Below are 15,032 nucleotides of genomic sequence, written 5' to 3'. Positions count from 1 at the left end.
ACCCCACTCACAGATCGCGGAGTAGGGAGTTCAGGAGCCGGTCGGCACCCCGTTCGCCGGTGGCGCGGCCGGCGTGGCGGTGTACTCGTTGACCGCCCCGTCCGCCTCGTCGGTCTCGTACGCCGGCCCGAAGTAGGTCTGCACTCCCCCGGTCACCCGGCTCAGCCGCTGGCCGCCGTAGCCGGAGTGGTCCTTGACGGAGAAGCGCAGCGGCGCCAGCCCGGGACCCTGGAAGCCGCCCTTCTGCACCGCCTCCAGCACCTTCTCCCGGGTGAGGTCCTTGCCGGCGGCGAGCAACGTCTGCACGAAGAGGTAGCCGACCGACATGCCGTAGACGGTGTTGCCGTCGAACGGCGCGTCCCCGTTGTGCTCTTTATTGATCTTCGTGAAGAGTTGGATCCACGGGTTCGCGGTGTCGTTCTGCATCGGCAGGTAGTTGGTGCCGACCATGCCCTCCAGCAGCGGGGCGGCGGCGCCGAGCTGCTTGGCCAGGGTCGGGTGGTCGGCGCCGACGTTGGAGACCAGCCACTGTGGCTTGAAGCCCAGCCGCGCGGCGGTGCCGATCGACAGCGCGGTGAAGCCGGGCACGGTGGCGAGCACGACGACCTGGCATCCGGCTGCCTTGAACGCGCCGATCTGCGGCGCGACGTTGGTGTTGCTGGTGACGTAGGTCTGCTTGACCGCCACCGCCCCGGCACCGAGCACCTTCTCCACGCCGGCCAGGCTGTCCCGGCCGAAGTCGTCGTCCTGGCCGAGGAAGCAGACCTTCTGACCGGCCAGGTTCGCCTTCGCGTAGTTGGCGAGGATCTTGCCCTCGACCGTGTAGTCCGGGTTGAACCCGAACGTGCCGGGATACTTGTCCGGCTGGTCCCAGCTGCGGCTGCCGGAGGCGACGAAGAGGTCGGGCACCCGGTTGCTCTTGAGGAAGTCGAGCACCCCGGTGTGCGTCGGCGTCCCGAGACCATTGAGGATGGCGAAGACCTTGTCCTGCAGGACGAGCTGACGGACCACCTGCTGAGTGTTCGCCGGGTTGTAGCCGTCATCCATGATCTTGTAGGTGATCTTCCGACCATGCACACCGCCGTTGGCGTTGACGTAGTCGAAGTAGGCCTTCGTCGCCGGCGCGATCTTCGAGTAGCCGGCCGAGGCCGGCCCGGTGAGCGGCATGTGGGTGCCGACGACGATCTCGGTGTCGGTGACGCCCGGCACCGATGCCCCGCCGGGACCGGAGCCGTCGTCACCGCTGCAACCGGCGGCGGCGGCCAACAGGGCGATAGTGCTGGCGATCGCGAGACCACGTTGTGCCAAACGGTGCATGGAGAACACCGACCTTTCTCGGTCCGGTTCGGGGGAACGGTGTGGGTGGTGGAACGCCCGACCAGGGCCGGGCTCGGAGCAGTTCAGGAACGCCGGGCCCGCAGGCGCCGACCAAGACGGGACAGCAGTCCCTGGATGCCACCAGGTGCGGCGATCATGACGACGATCAACGTGAGCCCGAAGATCGCCAGCGGCAGGTTTCCCTCCAGCCGCTGCGCCACCGCGGGCGAGAGCGTGAACAGCTCGGTCACCGAGTGGGTGAGGTCGGGCAGCGCGACCAGCAGCACGGCCCCCCACAGCGCGCCGGTGAGGCGACCGAGCCCCCCGATCACCACGGCCATCAGCAGGAACAGCGACAGGGTCAGCGAGAACGCCCCCGGGGAGACGCTCTGCGCGAGGACCGCCAGCAACGCCCCGCCGAGCCCGGCGGTGGCGGCGCTGACCACGAATGCGAGGACCTGGGTGCGGGCCACGTGGATACCGGCGAGGCGGGCCGCCACCTCGTCGTCGCGGACCGCCCGGAAGGAGCGCCCGTACCGGCTGCGAATCAGGTTCGCCAGCAGCAGCAGGGCGAGCAGGGTCGCCGCGCCGGTGAGCCAGAGCTGCCACCGCTCGTACGGGAAGTACGGGCCGAGCGACAGCGGCGGCGGCTCCACCGGCACCGACAGCCCCTGCTCGCCGTTGAACACGCCGTCGAAGGTGACGGCCAGCGCCGGCACGACGATGGCCACGGCGAGGGTGACCCCGGCCAGGTAGGGACCGCGCAGCCGGGCTGCCGCCACACCGACCACCGCGCCGACCGCGACCGTGCTGACGATCGCCGCGCCGAGCGAGAGCGGCAACAACCAGCCACCGCTCATTCCCCGGTCGGCGAACGCGTTCTGACACAGCGCCACGGTGTACGCCCCGGTCGCCATCAACGCGCCGTGCCCGAGCGACAGTTGACCGTTGAGCCCGGTGAGGACGGTCAACCCGGCGGTCGCGCAGAGGTAGGCGGCCACCGTGGCGAGCTGGAAGTTGCGGAACGGCTCGATGGCGTAGCTGACCGCGACCAGCAGCAGCCCGGCGGCGAGCACCACCGCGAGGTGGCGCAGCAGGGTGGAGTGGAATCGGCGGTCGACCGGTCGGTCATCGGCCTCGACCGGCCGGCGCTTCGGCGGCAGGGCCGCCCTGGTGGCGCTCACACCCGCCTCGCCGCGACCGGGGCGAACAGCCCACCCGGCCGGACCAGCAACACCGCCAACAGCAGGACCAGCACCGCGAGCGGCGTGAGGTCGCTGCCGGCGTAACCGCTCACGTAGGAGAGCAGCAGACCCACCACCAGGCCGCCGACCACCGCCCCCGGTGGACTGTCCAGCCCGCCGACCACCGCCGCCGTGAACGCCGAGACGAACACCAGGTCCATCGCGTGCGGATGCAGGCCCAACTCGGTCGGCATGACCAGCATCGCGGCCAGCGCGCCCACCCCGGAGGCGAGCGCCCAACCGAGGGTCAACATGCCACCGACGTTGACCCCGAGCAGCCGGGACACCTCGGGAGCGAAGGCCGCCGCGCGCATCCGCAGCCCGACCGGGGTACGGGCGAACAGCCAGGCCAGGCCGCTCACCACCACCCCGATCGTGGCGAAGACGAACAGGTCGTACGGCGACAGCACCGCGACCCCGCCGACGGTGAGGGCGGACCGACTGAACGGCGCCTCGGCGGGGCGGAACTCGTTGCCGTAGACCATGCCCAACACCGCCTGGATCAACAGCACCAGACCGAGCGCGACGATCACCGGGTTGAGTGGCGAGGCGTGGTCGACGTGCCGCATCACGACGCGGTCCACCAGCGCCCCGAGCAGCAGTCCGGCGACGATCGCGACCACGAAGCCCAGCCAGTAGGAGCCGGTCGTGGTCGAGACGGTGTAGGCGACGTACGCGGCGGCGACGGCCATCGCCCCCTGGGCGAAGTTGACGACCCGCGCCGCCCGCCAGATGAGCACCAGGGCCAGCGCGAACGCGGCGTACACCGCGCCCCGGGACAGGCCGTCGACGGTGAGGAAGACGAAGCGGTCCAAGAGTCCTCCCTCCAGGGGACGAGGTGGTGGTCAGAAACCGAGGTACGCGTGGCGCAGGTCGACGTCGTCCCGCAGCTGCACCGCCGGGGCGGCGATCACCACCCGGCCGAGGGACATCACCACGCCCTGGTCGGCGACGGCGAGTGCGCTGCGGACGTTCTGCTCGACCAGCAACACGGTCAGACCGGTGCTGTCGCGCAACTGACGGAGCAGGGCCATGGTCCGGGCGACCACCCGCGGCGCCAGGCCGAGCGACGGCTCGTCGAGCAGCAGCAGGCGTGGTCGGCCGACCAGGGCCCGGCCGAGCGCGAGCATCTGCCGCTCACCGCCGGAGAGCTGGTGGCCGAGGTGCCGGCGACGTCGGGCCAGTGGCTCGAAGAGCTGGTAGACCTCGTCGAGCGCACGACCGGCGTCGGCCCGGTCGCGCCGCCACAACCCGCCGAGCCGCAGGTTCTCGTCGACCGTCAACTCGCTGATCACGCCCCGCCCCTCCGGCACGTGCGCCAGGCCGCGCCGGACGAGCTGTTCCACGGGCGTACCCCGCAGCTCGTCGCCGGCGAGGAGCACCTGGCCGGCCGCCGGGCGGATCATGCCGGAGAGTGCGCGCAGCAGGGTGGTCTTGCCGGCGCCGTTGGCGCCGACGACCGCGGCGATCGTGCCGGCCGGGACGGTGAGGTCGATGGCCTGCAGCACGGGCGCGGCGCCGTAACCGGCGACCAGCCCGCGCACGACGAGCAGGTCCGGCGCGCTCATGCGACGTCACTGTCGACTGCGGCACCCAGGTAGGCGTCGGTCACCGCCGGGTCGTCGCGGATCGTGTCCGGAGCGCCGGTGGCGATCACCCGGCCGAAGTCGAGCACCACGATGTCGTCGCAGACGGCCATCACCAGGTCCATGTGGTGCTCGACCAGGAGCACGGCACAGGGATCGGTGTCGCGCCGGGGCAACTGGCGGACCAGCTCGGCGAGCCCGGCGATGTCGTCGCCGCCGAGGCCACCGGCGGGCTCGTCGAGCAGGAGCAGCCGGGGTCGGGCGGCGAGCGCGCGGGCCAGGGCGACCCGCTGGCGTACGGCGAAGGGCAGTGTGGTCGGGGCGGCCTCGGCGTGGTCGGCGATCCCCAGGTCGTCGAGGATGTCCAGGGCTTGTCGACGCAGCCGGCGCTCGTCGCGGTCGCTGGCCGGCAGCCCGAGCAGCGCCGAGACGAAGCCCGCATGGGCGGTGTGTGCGGCACCGGTCATCACGTTCTCCAGCACGGTGAGCCCGGCGAAGAGCCCGGTGCCCTGCAGGGTCCGGGCGATGCCGAGCCGGGTCAGCTGGTGCGGCCGTGGCCGTAACGGCCGGCCGTCGAGGGTGAGCGCACCCGTCTGGGGCGCGACGAAACCGCAGATCACGTTGAAGAGCGTGGTCTTGCCGGCGCCGTTGGGCCCGATTACGCCCACCACCTGGTTGGGTGGCACCTGCAGTGAGACGTCGTCGAGGGCGGTGAGGCCGCCGAAACGGACGCCGATGTGGTGCAGTTCGAGGCCGCGCTCCATCACCCATCCCTCTGTCGTGGCGGGTGTTATTTACACTCGCAGTGTACGTTTCTCGGGTATCGCGTCAAGACCCTTCGATGCCGATCCCCGCACCGGCGAAAGGGGCGGTCGCCAGCGGCGACCGCCCCTTCGACCACGGTCAGGCGCTGGGGCAGGTGTTGCGGTACTCCTCGATCTGCGAGCCGCTCGGGCCGGGGCAGAGGAACTGCTCGTAGCGGGTGTCGTCGTCGACGAACCGCTTCAGCCAGGCCACCATCTGCCGTGCGGTCGGCGTGTTCGTCGTCTGCGGGAAGAAGTGGCTCGCCCCGTTCAGCTCCAGGTACGCCTTCTCGGCGGAGGCCGGGATGCTGTTGTAGAACGGCACCGAGTGCGTCGAGACCGGCGCGACGGTGTCACTCTCCCCGCCGATGATCAGCGTGGGCACCCGCAGCTCGGACCAGCTCTTGTCGGTGTTCCACGGCGCGAGCGGCACTGCGGCCTGCAACGACGGCCGCGACGAGGCCGCCTCCAGGGTGCCCCCGCCACCCATCGAGTGACCGGCCACCGCGAGTCGACTGCTGTCGATCCGGGTGCGGACCGAGCTGCGCTGGGTGAGGTAGTCCAGCGCGGCGAGCAGCTGGCGACCCCGGCTGTCCGGCTGGTCCAGCCGGGTGTTGGTCTCGATGCCGATCACCACGAAGCCGTGCGAGGCGATCCGCGGTCCCAGCCAACTGATGCTGGACCAGGCCGCGGTGTAGCCGGGCGAGATGGCGACGGCCCCGAAGGTGCCCTCGCTGGTGCTGGTCGGGTAGTAGATGACGCCGCCGCCGAAGCCGGTGACGCTCAGCGACGACACGCTCTGTGAGGACGTGGCGAAGGGACCGCGACTGGCCTCCAGGATCGCGGTGGTGGGGTCCGGGCCCCGCTCGTACGGGCTCGCGGCCTGCGCGGCGCCGGTCGGTCCGGCCAGGACGACGCCGGCGACGAGGGTGGCGGCCAGCGCGAGCCGGGCGAGGGCGGAACGGGGACGGGTGGTGGTTGGTGACGACACGTCGGGCACTCCCTAAAGTCGAGGGATATCGACGTACGTCAGTTTCGACCCTCTCCGCCGATCCACACATCGGTGAAATCACCAGTCCCGGCCGAGGACGCCGAGAGCAGTTGTGTTTCGACCCCCTGACCAGGGGTAGCAGGGCAGGCGCCGGCCCACCCACGCGCCATGGAGAGGTTCCTTCAGTGGATTCAAGCAAGCCCGCCGAGGCGGTCAAGAACGCCGTGAAGACCGCCTCAGGAAAGATCGCCGAGGCCCTGACCCCGGAGGTCCCCGGCGCGCCGGGAAGCGCGCCACCGACCGTCGAGGAGCCGACGACCCCGCACGGCCCGCTGCCGCCGAAGCCGGAACAGGGGGCACCGCAGACGCGTACGCCGACCGGCGCCGAGACCGGTGCGCCGGCCACCGCGAACGGTCAGCAGGGCGCCTACCTGACAACCGCGCAGGGGGCCCGGCTGCGCGACACGGACCACTCGCTCAAGGCCGGCCCGCGCGGCCCGGTGCTCCTGCAGGACCACCACCTACGCGAGAAGATCACGCACTTCGACCACGAACGCATTCCGGAGCGCGTGGTGCACGCCCGCGGCGCCGGCGCGCACGGCGTCTTCACCGCGTACGGCACCGCCGAGGCGGTCACCCGGGCCGGCTTCCTCAAGAAGGGGCGCGAGACCGAGGTCTTCGTCCGGTTCTCCACCGTGCTCGGTTCGCGGGGTTCGGCCGACACGGTCCGCGACACCCGTGGCTTCGCCACGAAGTTCTACACCGACGAGGGCACGTTCGACCTGGTCGGCAACAACATGCCGGTGTTCTTCATCCAGGACGCCATCAAGTTCCCGGACATCATCCACGCCGGCAAACCGCACCCGGACCGGGAGATCCCACAGGCGCAGAGCGCACACGACACCTTCTGGGACTTCGTGTCGCTGCACACCGAGGCGCAGCACCACACCATCTGGAACATGTCCGACCGGGGCATCCCGCGTTCGTACCGGACGATGGAGGGGTTCGGCGTGCACACCTTCCGCCTCGTCAACGAGGCCGGGGAGACGGTGCTGGCCAAGTTCCACTGGAAGCCGAAGCTCGGCGTGCACTCGCTGACCTGGGAGGAGGCTCAGCTGCTCGGCGGCATGGACCCGGACTTCCACCGCCGCGACCTCTACGACGCCATCGAGGCCGGCGCGTACCCCGAGTGGGAGCTGGGCATCCAGGTCTTTCCGGACACTCCCGAGGAGACCTTCGCCGGCATCGACCTGCTGGACCCGACGAAGATCGTGCCGGAGGAGTTGGCAGAGGTGCAGCCGATCGGGCGGCTGGTGCTCAACCGGACCCCGACGAACTTCTTCGCCGAGACCGAACAGGTCGCCTTCCACCTCGGTCACCTGCCCCCGGGCATCGACGTCACGAACGACCCGCTGTTGCAGGGCCGACTCTTCTCGTACGTCGACACGCAGCTCACCCGCCTGGGCGGGCCGAACTTCTCGCAGATTCCGATCAACCGCCCACACGCCGCGGTGAACGACATGCTGCGCGACGGTTTCCACCAGCACGCCGTGCACGCGGGCGTCGCGCCGTACCGACCGAACTCGCTCGACGGCGGCAACCCGTTCCCCGCCGGCGACGCCGAGCACGCCTTCGTCGACGTGCCGGTCACTGTCGCGCAGGCACCGAAGGTACGGGCGAACCCGGCCTCGTTCGACGACCACTACAGCCAGGTACGCCTGTTCTGGCTGAGCATGTCGCCGGTCGAGAAGGAACACATCATCCGGGCGTACACCTTCGAGCTCGGCAAGTGCTACCACCAGGCGATCAAGGAACGCCAGTTGCAGAGCCTGGCCAACATCGACCCGGTGCTGTGCGAGCAGGTCGCCACCGGCCTGGGCCTGCCCGCGCCGCAGCCGACCGTGCCGCTCGCCGACGTCACACCCAGTCCGGCGCTGTCGCAGGTCGGCGGGGAGTGGCCGAGTGACGGCCGTACGGTCGGGATCGTCGTCGACCCCGACGGCGACCTTGATGACGTCGACGAGGTCCGGCGGGCCGTGTTCGAGGCCGGCATGGTGCCGCTGCTGATCGCCCCGCACGGCGGCATGGTGGCGGACCTGCCGGTGCAGCGCACCTTCGCCACCGGCCGGTCGGTCGAGTTCGACGCGGTCCTGCTGGCCGGAGCGCCAGCCCCCGCACCGGATGCGGTTCCGGCCCGCGACGACAAGGCGGGTAGGGCGGGCCCGGCAGCCGTGGACCCCCGCGTGCTGCTCCTCGTCGAGGAGTGCTGGCGGCACGCCAAGGCGATCGGCGCCTGGGGCGCCGGCGGCACCGTGCTGGAGCAGGCCGGGGTGGCCGGCACCCCCGGCGTCGTCACGGCGAGCTCCGGTGCCGAGGCCCTGACGGCGGTACAGCAGTTGCTGGCCGCGCACCGGGTGTGGGAACGGTTCCCGGCGTCGGTCGCCTGACCCCACCGGTCAGCGCCGAGGGCTGTCCTCCGCTCCGCCGGGAGGGCAGCCCTCGTCGCACGTCATGCTGCTATTTCCTGGTCCACTGCAGATGGCTGCTGGCGCTGCAACCGCGCTGCTCGATCAACGCCCCGTTCGCGGTGCTCTGACCGACCGCGCCCAGGCACAATCCGCTGTGCGTGTTGACCAGCTGGCGAGCCTCGTTCAGGGTGAACTGCTGCGCCGGGGTCGTGTTGCAGGTGGTGAGCTGGATGGCCGCCCCGGCGTCGCTGGACGCGCCGAGCACGTCCAGGCAGCGCCCGCCCAACTGCACGCTCCCGTCCGGTCGCATCGCCCAGAGCTGGTTGCGGGCGCGGTCGTCCCGGCAGTCAAAGAGCCGGAGCCGGACCGGGTCCGGTGAGTCCGGCGCCGAGATGTCCAGGCACCTGTTGCTCGCCACCCCGACGAGCTGGTGGCCGGCCTGTGCGGGCGGCGCGCTCGGCGTCGACGACCGGCGAGGGTCGGGCGTGGCGCTCGGGGTGGCTCCGCCCGTCATCGACGCCGGCCGGAAGCCCGCGGTGACCACCCGGAACGCCTCCGCTCCCGCCGGCCAGGCGGCCTCGGGCGTCAACCAGCCGATGCTGTAGCCCTTCCGCTTCGCCGTCGTGAAGGTGCGCTGTCGGGCATGCATCGCCGTGCCCGCGTCGCTGCGGAAGGACCATTCCAGGTCGGCGGCCTTGAGGTGGTAGTTGACGGCGAGCAGCTCGACCCGACGGTAGTCGCGGTACCGCTCGCCGACCGCAGGGCTGCTCAGCTCGGCCATCGGATCGCTACGAGGCGAGTCGGTCTCGCTGACAACGAGCATCCGGTCGCCGTCCGGCTCGTGGAACTCGACCTGCCGGCCATGCCGGACGACCTGCCAGGCGCGCGGGGCCGGCACCGTGAAGCCGCTGTCGTCCCGGTAGACCGACCACGAGTTCGGCGGGAGCGTACCGGTGGTCGGTGCGGCGCCCGGCGTCGGCGGCACACCGGTAGCGGCGGCGTCCACCAGCTGGGCCCCGCTGCCCGTCGCACCGGACTGGCGGCGGTTGGCCAGCGGGATCCCGATCGCCAGGCCGAGCGCGGTCAGAGCCGCGACGCCGCCGAAGAGCAGGGTTCGCCGTCGGTGGGCCGCCCCCGGACCGGCACCGTCCGCCGCGGTTCCGGCCGACGGCGAGGGTACGTCGTGCACGCCGATCGGGCGCACCCCGATCTCCGCCGGCGACCGGGGCGCGGCGGGCACCGGACGCCGCGTCACCGCGACGGGCCTCGGCGTGCCGTCGAGCGCCGCACGGAGCAACTGCTCGGCGGTCTCGGCGTCCAACCGTTCGGCCGGTTCCTTGCACAGCAGGCCGGCCAGCACCGGTGCGAGCGGTCCGGCGTGCCGCGCCGTCGGCGGTGGTTCGGTGACCAGCGCGGTGAGGCTCATCAGGCTGGACGGGCGGGCGTACGGTGACTGGCCCTCGACCGCGGCGTACAGGGTCGCGCCGAGCGACCAGAGGTCCCCTTCCGGGCCCACGGTGCCGCGCATGGCCCGCTCGGGAGACACGTACGCGGGCGATCCGAGCACCACACCGGTCAGGGTCAGGTTCACGTCCTCGACGGCGGTGGCCAGGCCGAAGTCGGTGAGCACGATCCGTCCGTCCGCGCCGACGAGGATGTTTGCCGGTTTCACGTCGCGGTGCATGATCCCGGCGCGGTGGGCGGCGCGGAGCGCGCCGAGCACGGCCAGCCCGATGGCGGCTGCCCGCACCGGTGGGACGGGGCCGTCGGTGGTGATGATGTCGTGCAGCGAACGGGAGGGCACGTACTCCATGACGATCTGCGGATCACCGTCGGCGCCCAGCAGCACGTCGAAGACCCGAACGACGTTGGCGTGGTCGAGTTGCGCGATCGCCCGGGCCTCCCGAAGTGACCGGATCCGCAGTTCCTGTCGCGCCTGATCGGTGAGACCGGGTGGTGGAACGATTTCCTTGATAGCGACGTCCCGCTGCAGCATTCGGTCGCGGGCCTTCCACACTCGACCCATTCCGCCTTGGCCGAGGATCTCCAAGACTTCATACCGATCGGTAACTAGAAGCGGTAACATCTGTGGCACCCGGAGAGGCTACCCGGCCCGCCACACGCGCAATTTTTGGTGGGCAGAGAAGGGCCGCCAGGTGATCCAGGTCATTTCCTTCCGGGCACATTGTTTCCGGGGGCCCGAGCCAGTGCGGGCGCACCGATGGCACATCGGGAATGGTTCTTTGTGCACAGTGGCCGCCCGCACGGGCGCGACAGTGATCAGCCGATTTCGGCCAACCGGGGCAGTACCTCGTCACCGAGCCGAGACGCGAACTCCACCGGGTGCCGATCCGGCGTGACCTGTACCTCGGTCACACCGAGCGCGGCGTAGTCGGACACCTCGGCGAGGAACCCGTCGGTGTCGTTCAGTGGCGACCGCGAGGCGACCACGGTCTTCTCGATGGCGTCGTAGTCACGGCCCTCGGTGGCGCAGTGCCCACGCAGCACGTCCAGCTTGCGTGCCACCTCGTCGGCGCCCTTGTCGCTGCCGAACAGATTGCACGCGTCGGCATACCGGGCCACCAGCAGCAGAGTCTTCTTCTCGCCGCCGCCGCCGATCATGATGGGCGGACGTGGACGGCTCATCGGCTGCGGCGAGTTGATCGTCTCGGTGAGCTGGTAGTGCCGCCCGTCGAACGGCCCGTTGTCGTCGCCCCACATCTGCAGGCAGATGCGCAGCGTCTCCTCCAGCCGCTCGAACCGCTCGGCCATCGGGACCACCGGCACGCCGAGGCCGCGCTGCTCCCGCTCGTACCAGGACGCGCCGATGCCGAGGCGGGCACGTCCGCCGGAGAGCACGTCGAGGGTCGTCACGGTCTTGGCGAGCAGACCCGGGTAGCGGTACATCACTCCCGTGACCAGCACACCAAGCGTCATCCGCTGAGTCTTCGCCGCCACGTAGCCCAACGTCGTGTACGCCTCCAGCATCGGCTCCTCGGCCGAGGCCACCGCTTCCATCTGGAAGAAGTGGTCCATCACCGTGAACGAGGCGACACCGGCCTGGTCGGCGATGGTCGCCGCCTGGGCCAGGGTCGGCGCGATCGCGGCCGGGTCGGCGGGGGTCGAGTAACTCCAGTAGTGCAGCCCGAGCTTCATGTTCGGCACCTCCGGATCGAGCCTAATGGCCTCCGGGGTCTGCGGCGCGCTGGTCGGCGAGGCCTGTCCGCCGGGGCCCGGCCGCGTCCATTACCGGTTCATGACAATTCGTGGATCACGCGCGGATATCCGGCTGGCAGCTTCTGTCGGGTGATCCAAGAGCTGTCGTCCACCGAGTTTCGGCCCGTCGAAAACGAACCTGACGCGTCGCGTGTCCGGTTCCGGCACCGCTATCGGACCGGAACCACACCCGCCGGGCAACGGTCCCAGCGGGCGGAATGGGCCGATGCCGCGAAGGGCTTCTGCATCATCCTCGTCGTCCTGTGGCACGTCGTCGTCAAGGACTACCTGCAGTTCGACTGGCACGTCGGGGTGCCGGTGCCGGGGCTGTGGGGAACGCTGGGTGAGCAGTTCCTACCGCTGCGGATGCCGCTGTTCTTCACCATCTCGGGCGTCTTCGCGGCGAACGCCGCCCAGCGGCCCTGGCGGGTCGTCGCCCGCAGCCGCATCGCCGGGTTCCTCTACCTGTACGCCGTCTGGCTGCTGATCCACACCGCGATCCTCGCCGCCGCTCCGGAGTTGCCGACCGACCGCGCCACCTCTCCCCTCGGCCTGCTGGAGCAGCTCACCATCACGCCGTCCAACCTCTGGTACCTGTACGCCCTGGCGCTGTACTTCACCATCGCCAAGGCCACCCGTCGGGTGCCCCGGGTGCTCGTCCTCGTACCCGCCGCGGTGCTGTCCGCGGTCGCCGCCGCCGGCCTGCTCGACACCCCGGGCAACCGCGCTGGCCTCTACCAGAACCTGATCTTCTTCCTCGCCGGCCTCTACCTGCGACCGCAGATCCACCGGTGGGCGGCCACCGCCAGCCGACGTCGTCTCGTGTTGACCTCGGGCGCCTACGTTCTCGCGCTCGCCGCGATGGCGCTGGCCGGCGCCCAGGAGTGGTTCGGCGTGTGGCCGGCAGTCTCCGTCGTGGCAGTGATCTTCGGCATAACTGCCGCTGCCCGGGTGGCCCGGTTGGCCGTCCTCAGCGATCCGCTGGCTAGGCTCGGCCGCATCACACTGCCGATCTACGTCATCCACATGCCGGTCCTGGCTCTGCTGCACCGGCTCTTGCTCGTACCGGTTTCCGGGCTGGGCCGGCCCGCTCAGGGCCTGATCGTGCTCGGTTATCCGGTTCTGCTGACCGGGCTGGTGATCGCCCTGAGCCTGGGCATCCACCGCGGGTTGTTGGCGGTGCGGGCACGTTGGCTGTTCGCGCTGCCCGGCTCCCGCAGGGTGGAGGCGGCCGGATGAACACCCTGGCCGAGGCGGTGGTCGACCTTGAGGCCATCGCCGGCAACGTACGGGCGATCACGTCGGTCACCGGCACCGACCTGATGGCTGTGGTGAAGGCTGACGGGTTCGGCCACGGCGCGGTGCAGGTGGCCCGTGCCGCGCTGCGCGCCGGTGCCACGTGGTTGGGAGTGACCTCGGCGGCAGAGGCGCTGACGCTGCGCGCCGCGGGTGTGACCGCGCCCACGTTGAGCTGGCTGCACCGGCCGACCGACGACTTCGGTAAGTTGATCAACGCTGGCGTCGACGTCGGCGTGTCGACGACGACGCACCTGCACTCCGTCGTCGACGCGGCCCACCTGCTCGGCGTACCGGCGATGGTGCAGCTCAAGGCGGACACCGGGTTGTCCCGCAACGGGGCAGCCGGGGACGACTGGCCCGAATTGGTCGGTTGGGCCCGCAAGTACGAGCGGGAGGGCGGGATCCGGGTGCGCGGCGTGTGGTCCCACCTCATCGACGCGGACCTGCCCGGCACCCCCGAGTTGAACCGGCAGGTGGCGACCTTCGAGGAGGCGCTGCGGATCGCGCGCTCGGCCGGCCTCGACCCGGATCTGGTGCACCTGGCCAACTCGGCGGCCGCGCTGTCCGCACCCCGGACCCGCTTCGACCTCTGCCGGATCGGGATCGCGCTGTACGGCGTCGACCCGTTCGGCGCGAGCGGTCCGGGTGAGTTCGGGCTGCAGGCCGCGATGACGCTGCGTACGAGCGTGGTCAACGTCAAGCGGGTGCCCGCCGGCACGGGCGTCTCCTACGGTCCCGAACACGTGACCGACGCTCCGACGACGCTGGCGCTGCTGCCGCTCGGCTACGCCGACGGGCTGCCCCGCGTCACGGGCGGCCGCGCCGCGGTGTGGCTCGGCGGCCGGCGGTGCCCGATCGTCGGGCGTATCGCCATGGACCAGTGCGTGGTCGACGCCGGGGACCTTCCCGTGACGATCGGTGACCCGGTCGTGGTGTTCGGCCCCGGCGAGGGTGACCAGAACCCACCCACGGTCGTCGAGTGGGCCCGCTGGGCGGACACCAACCCGCACGAGATCTTGACCGGCATCGGGCCCCGGGTGGCCCGCGACCACCTCCACGAAAGGGCACGGATTTCATGACGACCCGACTGGCAGTGCTGTACGGCGGGCAGAGCGGCGAGCACGAGGTGTCCTGCCGCTCGGCGGCGAGCATCCTCGCCCACCTGGACCGTGAGCGGTACCAGGTCACCGAGGTGCTCATCGACCGTGACGGCGGGTGGCATGTCGACGGCCGCCCGCTGCCCCTCCCCCAGGCGCTGCGTGTCCTGCGTACCCAGGATGTGGTGTTCCCGGCCCTGCACGGCCCGTACGGCGAGGACGGCACCGTGGCGTCGCTGCTGGAGTGGCTCGGCGTGCCGTACGTCGGCAACGGTGTCTTCGCCAGCGCCGCCGGCATGGACAAGGGTGTCACCAAACGGCTGCTCGCCGCGGAGGGCCTGCGGGTCAGCCCCGGGGTGACGCTGCGGGCCGACGAGGAGTTGACGCCCGAGGACCGGCGACGGCTGGAGCTGCCGGTCTTCGTCAAGCCGGCTCGCGCCGGTTCCAGCCTCGGCGTCGTCAAGGTGACCGACTGGGCGGGAGTTCCCGCCGCGCTGGATCAGGCCCGCCAGGTCGACCCGAAGGTGCTTGTCGAGCAGGGGGCGCGGGGGCGTGAGATCGACGTGGCGGTCCTCCAGCACCCGGACGGCCGGGTGCAGGCCGGCCCGCCGCTGGAGATCCGGGTGACCGGTGCCGGCTTCTTCGACTACGACGCGAAGTACGACGGCGGGGCGGTCTTCCAGATCCCCGCCCCGCTCGACGCGGCGACCACCGAGGTGCTCCAGGACCGCGCGATCCGCGCCTTCCGCGCGCTGGACTGCCGTGGGCTGCTCCGGGTCGACTTCTTCCTGCCCGCGGAGGGGTCGCCCGAGCCCATCGTGAACGAGGTCAACACCTTCCCCGGGTTCACCGCCGCCTCGCAGTTCCCCCAGATCTGGCAGACGGCTGGCCTCGGGTTCCCCGCCCTGATCGACATCCTGATCGCCGGCGCGCTGGCCGACCGGGACCGGGCCCGCTACAGCGGCCTGCCCCGGCAGGGACGAGCGGTCAACGCGGTGTGAGGCGGTGCCC

General features: G+C 71.1%; 12 protein-coding genes. 4 read left to right on the top strand and 8 right to left on the bottom strand.

Translation table 11 applies throughout. The features are described from left to right. Positions 1 to 30: 30 nt before the first annotated feature. The 6 genes from C7C45_RS32580 to C7C45_RS32555 all read right to left on the bottom strand — a co-directional run bounded on the left by C7C45_RS32580 (position 31) and on the right by C7C45_RS32555 (position 5,941). Complete coding sequence (locus C7C45_RS32580) at positions 31 to 1,317, bottom strand: ABC transporter substrate-binding protein (RefSeq protein ID WP_110568722.1); 1,287 nt, start codon at positions 1,315 to 1,317, stop codon at positions 31 to 33. 83 nt (positions 1,318 to 1,400) lie between these two features. Further along, on the bottom strand, positions 1,401 to 2,501 hold the full coding sequence (locus C7C45_RS32575; protein ID WP_110568716.1) for a branched-chain amino acid ABC transporter permease: 1,101 nt from the start codon (positions 2,499 to 2,501) through the stop codon (positions 1,401 to 1,403). Beyond that, complete coding sequence (locus tag C7C45_RS32570; RefSeq protein WP_110568714.1) at positions 2,498 to 3,376, bottom strand: branched-chain amino acid ABC transporter permease; 879 nt, start codon at positions 3,374 to 3,376, stop codon at positions 2,498 to 2,500. The genes C7C45_RS32575 and C7C45_RS32570 overlap by 4 nt, the downstream gene beginning before the upstream one ends. 30 nt (positions 3,377 to 3,406) lie before the next feature. After that, a complete protein-coding gene (locus C7C45_RS32565; protein WP_110568712.1) occupies positions 3,407 to 4,129 on the bottom strand; it encodes an ABC transporter ATP-binding protein in 723 nt (240 codons plus the stop codon). Continuing rightward, positions 4,126 to 4,911: an ABC transporter ATP-binding protein gene (locus C7C45_RS32560; RefSeq protein ID WP_110568710.1), complete on the bottom strand. Its 786-nt coding sequence runs from the start codon at positions 4,909 to 4,911 to the stop codon at positions 4,126 to 4,128. The genes C7C45_RS32565 and C7C45_RS32560 overlap by 4 nt, the downstream gene beginning before the upstream one ends. A gap of 139 nt (positions 4,912 to 5,050) precedes the next feature. Further along, the gene (locus C7C45_RS32555; protein ID WP_110568720.1) at positions 5,051 to 5,941 is read right to left on the bottom strand and encodes an alpha/beta hydrolase family protein; all 891 of its coding nucleotides are present in this window, start codon (positions 5,939 to 5,941) and stop codon (positions 5,051 to 5,053) included. Positions 5,942 to 6,126: 185 nt separating this feature from the next. Here C7C45_RS32555 and C7C45_RS32550 point away from each other — a divergent pair, with 185 nt between their 5' ends. After that, positions 6,127 to 8,388: a catalase gene (locus tag C7C45_RS32550; protein ID WP_110568708.1), complete on the top strand. Its 2,262-nt coding sequence runs from the start codon at positions 6,127 to 6,129 to the stop codon at positions 8,386 to 8,388. Positions 8,389 to 8,458: 70 nt separating this feature from the next. Here the strand turns inward: C7C45_RS32550 and C7C45_RS32545 are convergent, their stop codons facing one another. Together C7C45_RS32545 and C7C45_RS32540 are read right to left on the bottom strand one after the other, a co-directional pair. After that, positions 8,459 to 10,435: a serine/threonine protein kinase gene (locus C7C45_RS32545; protein ID WP_244200690.1), complete on the bottom strand. Its 1,977-nt coding sequence runs from the start codon at positions 10,433 to 10,435 to the stop codon at positions 8,459 to 8,461. 254 nt (positions 10,436 to 10,689) lie between these two features. Further along, positions 10,690 to 11,565: an LLM class F420-dependent oxidoreductase gene (locus C7C45_RS32540; protein WP_110568718.1), complete on the bottom strand. Its 876-nt coding sequence runs from the start codon at positions 11,563 to 11,565 to the stop codon at positions 10,690 to 10,692. Positions 11,566 to 11,715: 150 nt separating this feature from the next. Between C7C45_RS32540 and C7C45_RS32535 the strand changes: the two genes are divergently transcribed. Genes C7C45_RS32535 through C7C45_RS32525 form a run of 3 tightly spaced genes read left to right on the top strand, consistent with a single transcriptional unit; the run spans position 11,716 to position 15,022 of the window. Beyond that, on the top strand, positions 11,716 to 12,864 hold the full coding sequence (locus C7C45_RS32535) for an acyltransferase family protein (RefSeq protein WP_110568704.1): 1,149 nt from the start codon (positions 11,716 to 11,718) through the stop codon (positions 12,862 to 12,864). After that, a complete protein-coding gene (gene alr, locus C7C45_RS32530) occupies positions 12,861 to 14,003 on the top strand; it encodes an alanine racemase (RefSeq protein ID WP_110568702.1) in 1,143 nt (380 codons plus the stop codon). The genes C7C45_RS32535 and alr overlap by 4 nt, the downstream gene beginning before the upstream one ends. After that, on the top strand, positions 14,000 to 15,022 hold the full coding sequence (locus C7C45_RS32525; RefSeq protein ID WP_110568700.1) for a D-alanine--D-alanine ligase family protein: 1,023 nt from the start codon (positions 14,000 to 14,002) through the stop codon (positions 15,020 to 15,022). Before alr ends, C7C45_RS32525 begins: the two co-directional genes overlap by 4 nt. Positions 15,023 to 15,032 lie beyond the last annotated feature (10 nt).

The organism is Micromonospora arborensis, from assembly GCF_003205615.1.
In the GTDB taxonomy this organism is placed as follows: Bacteria; Actinomycetota; Actinomycetes; order Mycobacteriales; family Micromonosporaceae; genus Micromonospora; species Micromonospora arborensis.
The sequence above is the reverse complement of the archived record's forward strand: the minus strand, read 5'-3'. Positions and strand labels throughout refer to the sequence as shown.

Excerpts from the sequence above, each read along its gene's own strand:
- C7C45_RS32580 (WP_110568722.1), bottom strand. The coding sequence starts at position 1,317 with ATGCACCGTTTGGCACAACGTGGTCTCGCGATCGCCAGCACTATCGCC.
- C7C45_RS32565 (WP_110568712.1), bottom strand. The coding sequence starts at position 4,129 with ATGAGCGCGCCGGACCTGCTCGTCGTGCGCGGGCTGGTCGCCGGTTAC.
- C7C45_RS32560 (WP_110568710.1), bottom strand. The coding sequence starts at position 4,911 with ATGGAGCGCGGCCTCGAACTGCACCACATCGGCGTCCGTTTCGGCGGC.
- C7C45_RS32545 (WP_244200690.1), bottom strand. The coding sequence starts at position 10,435 with ATGGGTCGAGTGTGGAAGGCCCGCGACCGAATGCTGCAGCGGGACGTC.
- C7C45_RS32540 (WP_110568718.1), bottom strand. The coding sequence starts at position 11,565 with ATGAAGCTCGGGCTGCACTACTGGAGTTACTCGACCCCCGCCGACCCG.
- alr (WP_110568702.1), top strand. The coding sequence starts at position 12,861 with ATGAACACCCTGGCCGAGGCGGTGGTCGACCTTGAGGCCATCGCCGGC.
- C7C45_RS32525 (WP_110568700.1), top strand. The coding sequence starts at position 14,000 with ATGACGACCCGACTGGCAGTGCTGTACGGCGGGCAGAGCGGCGAGCAC.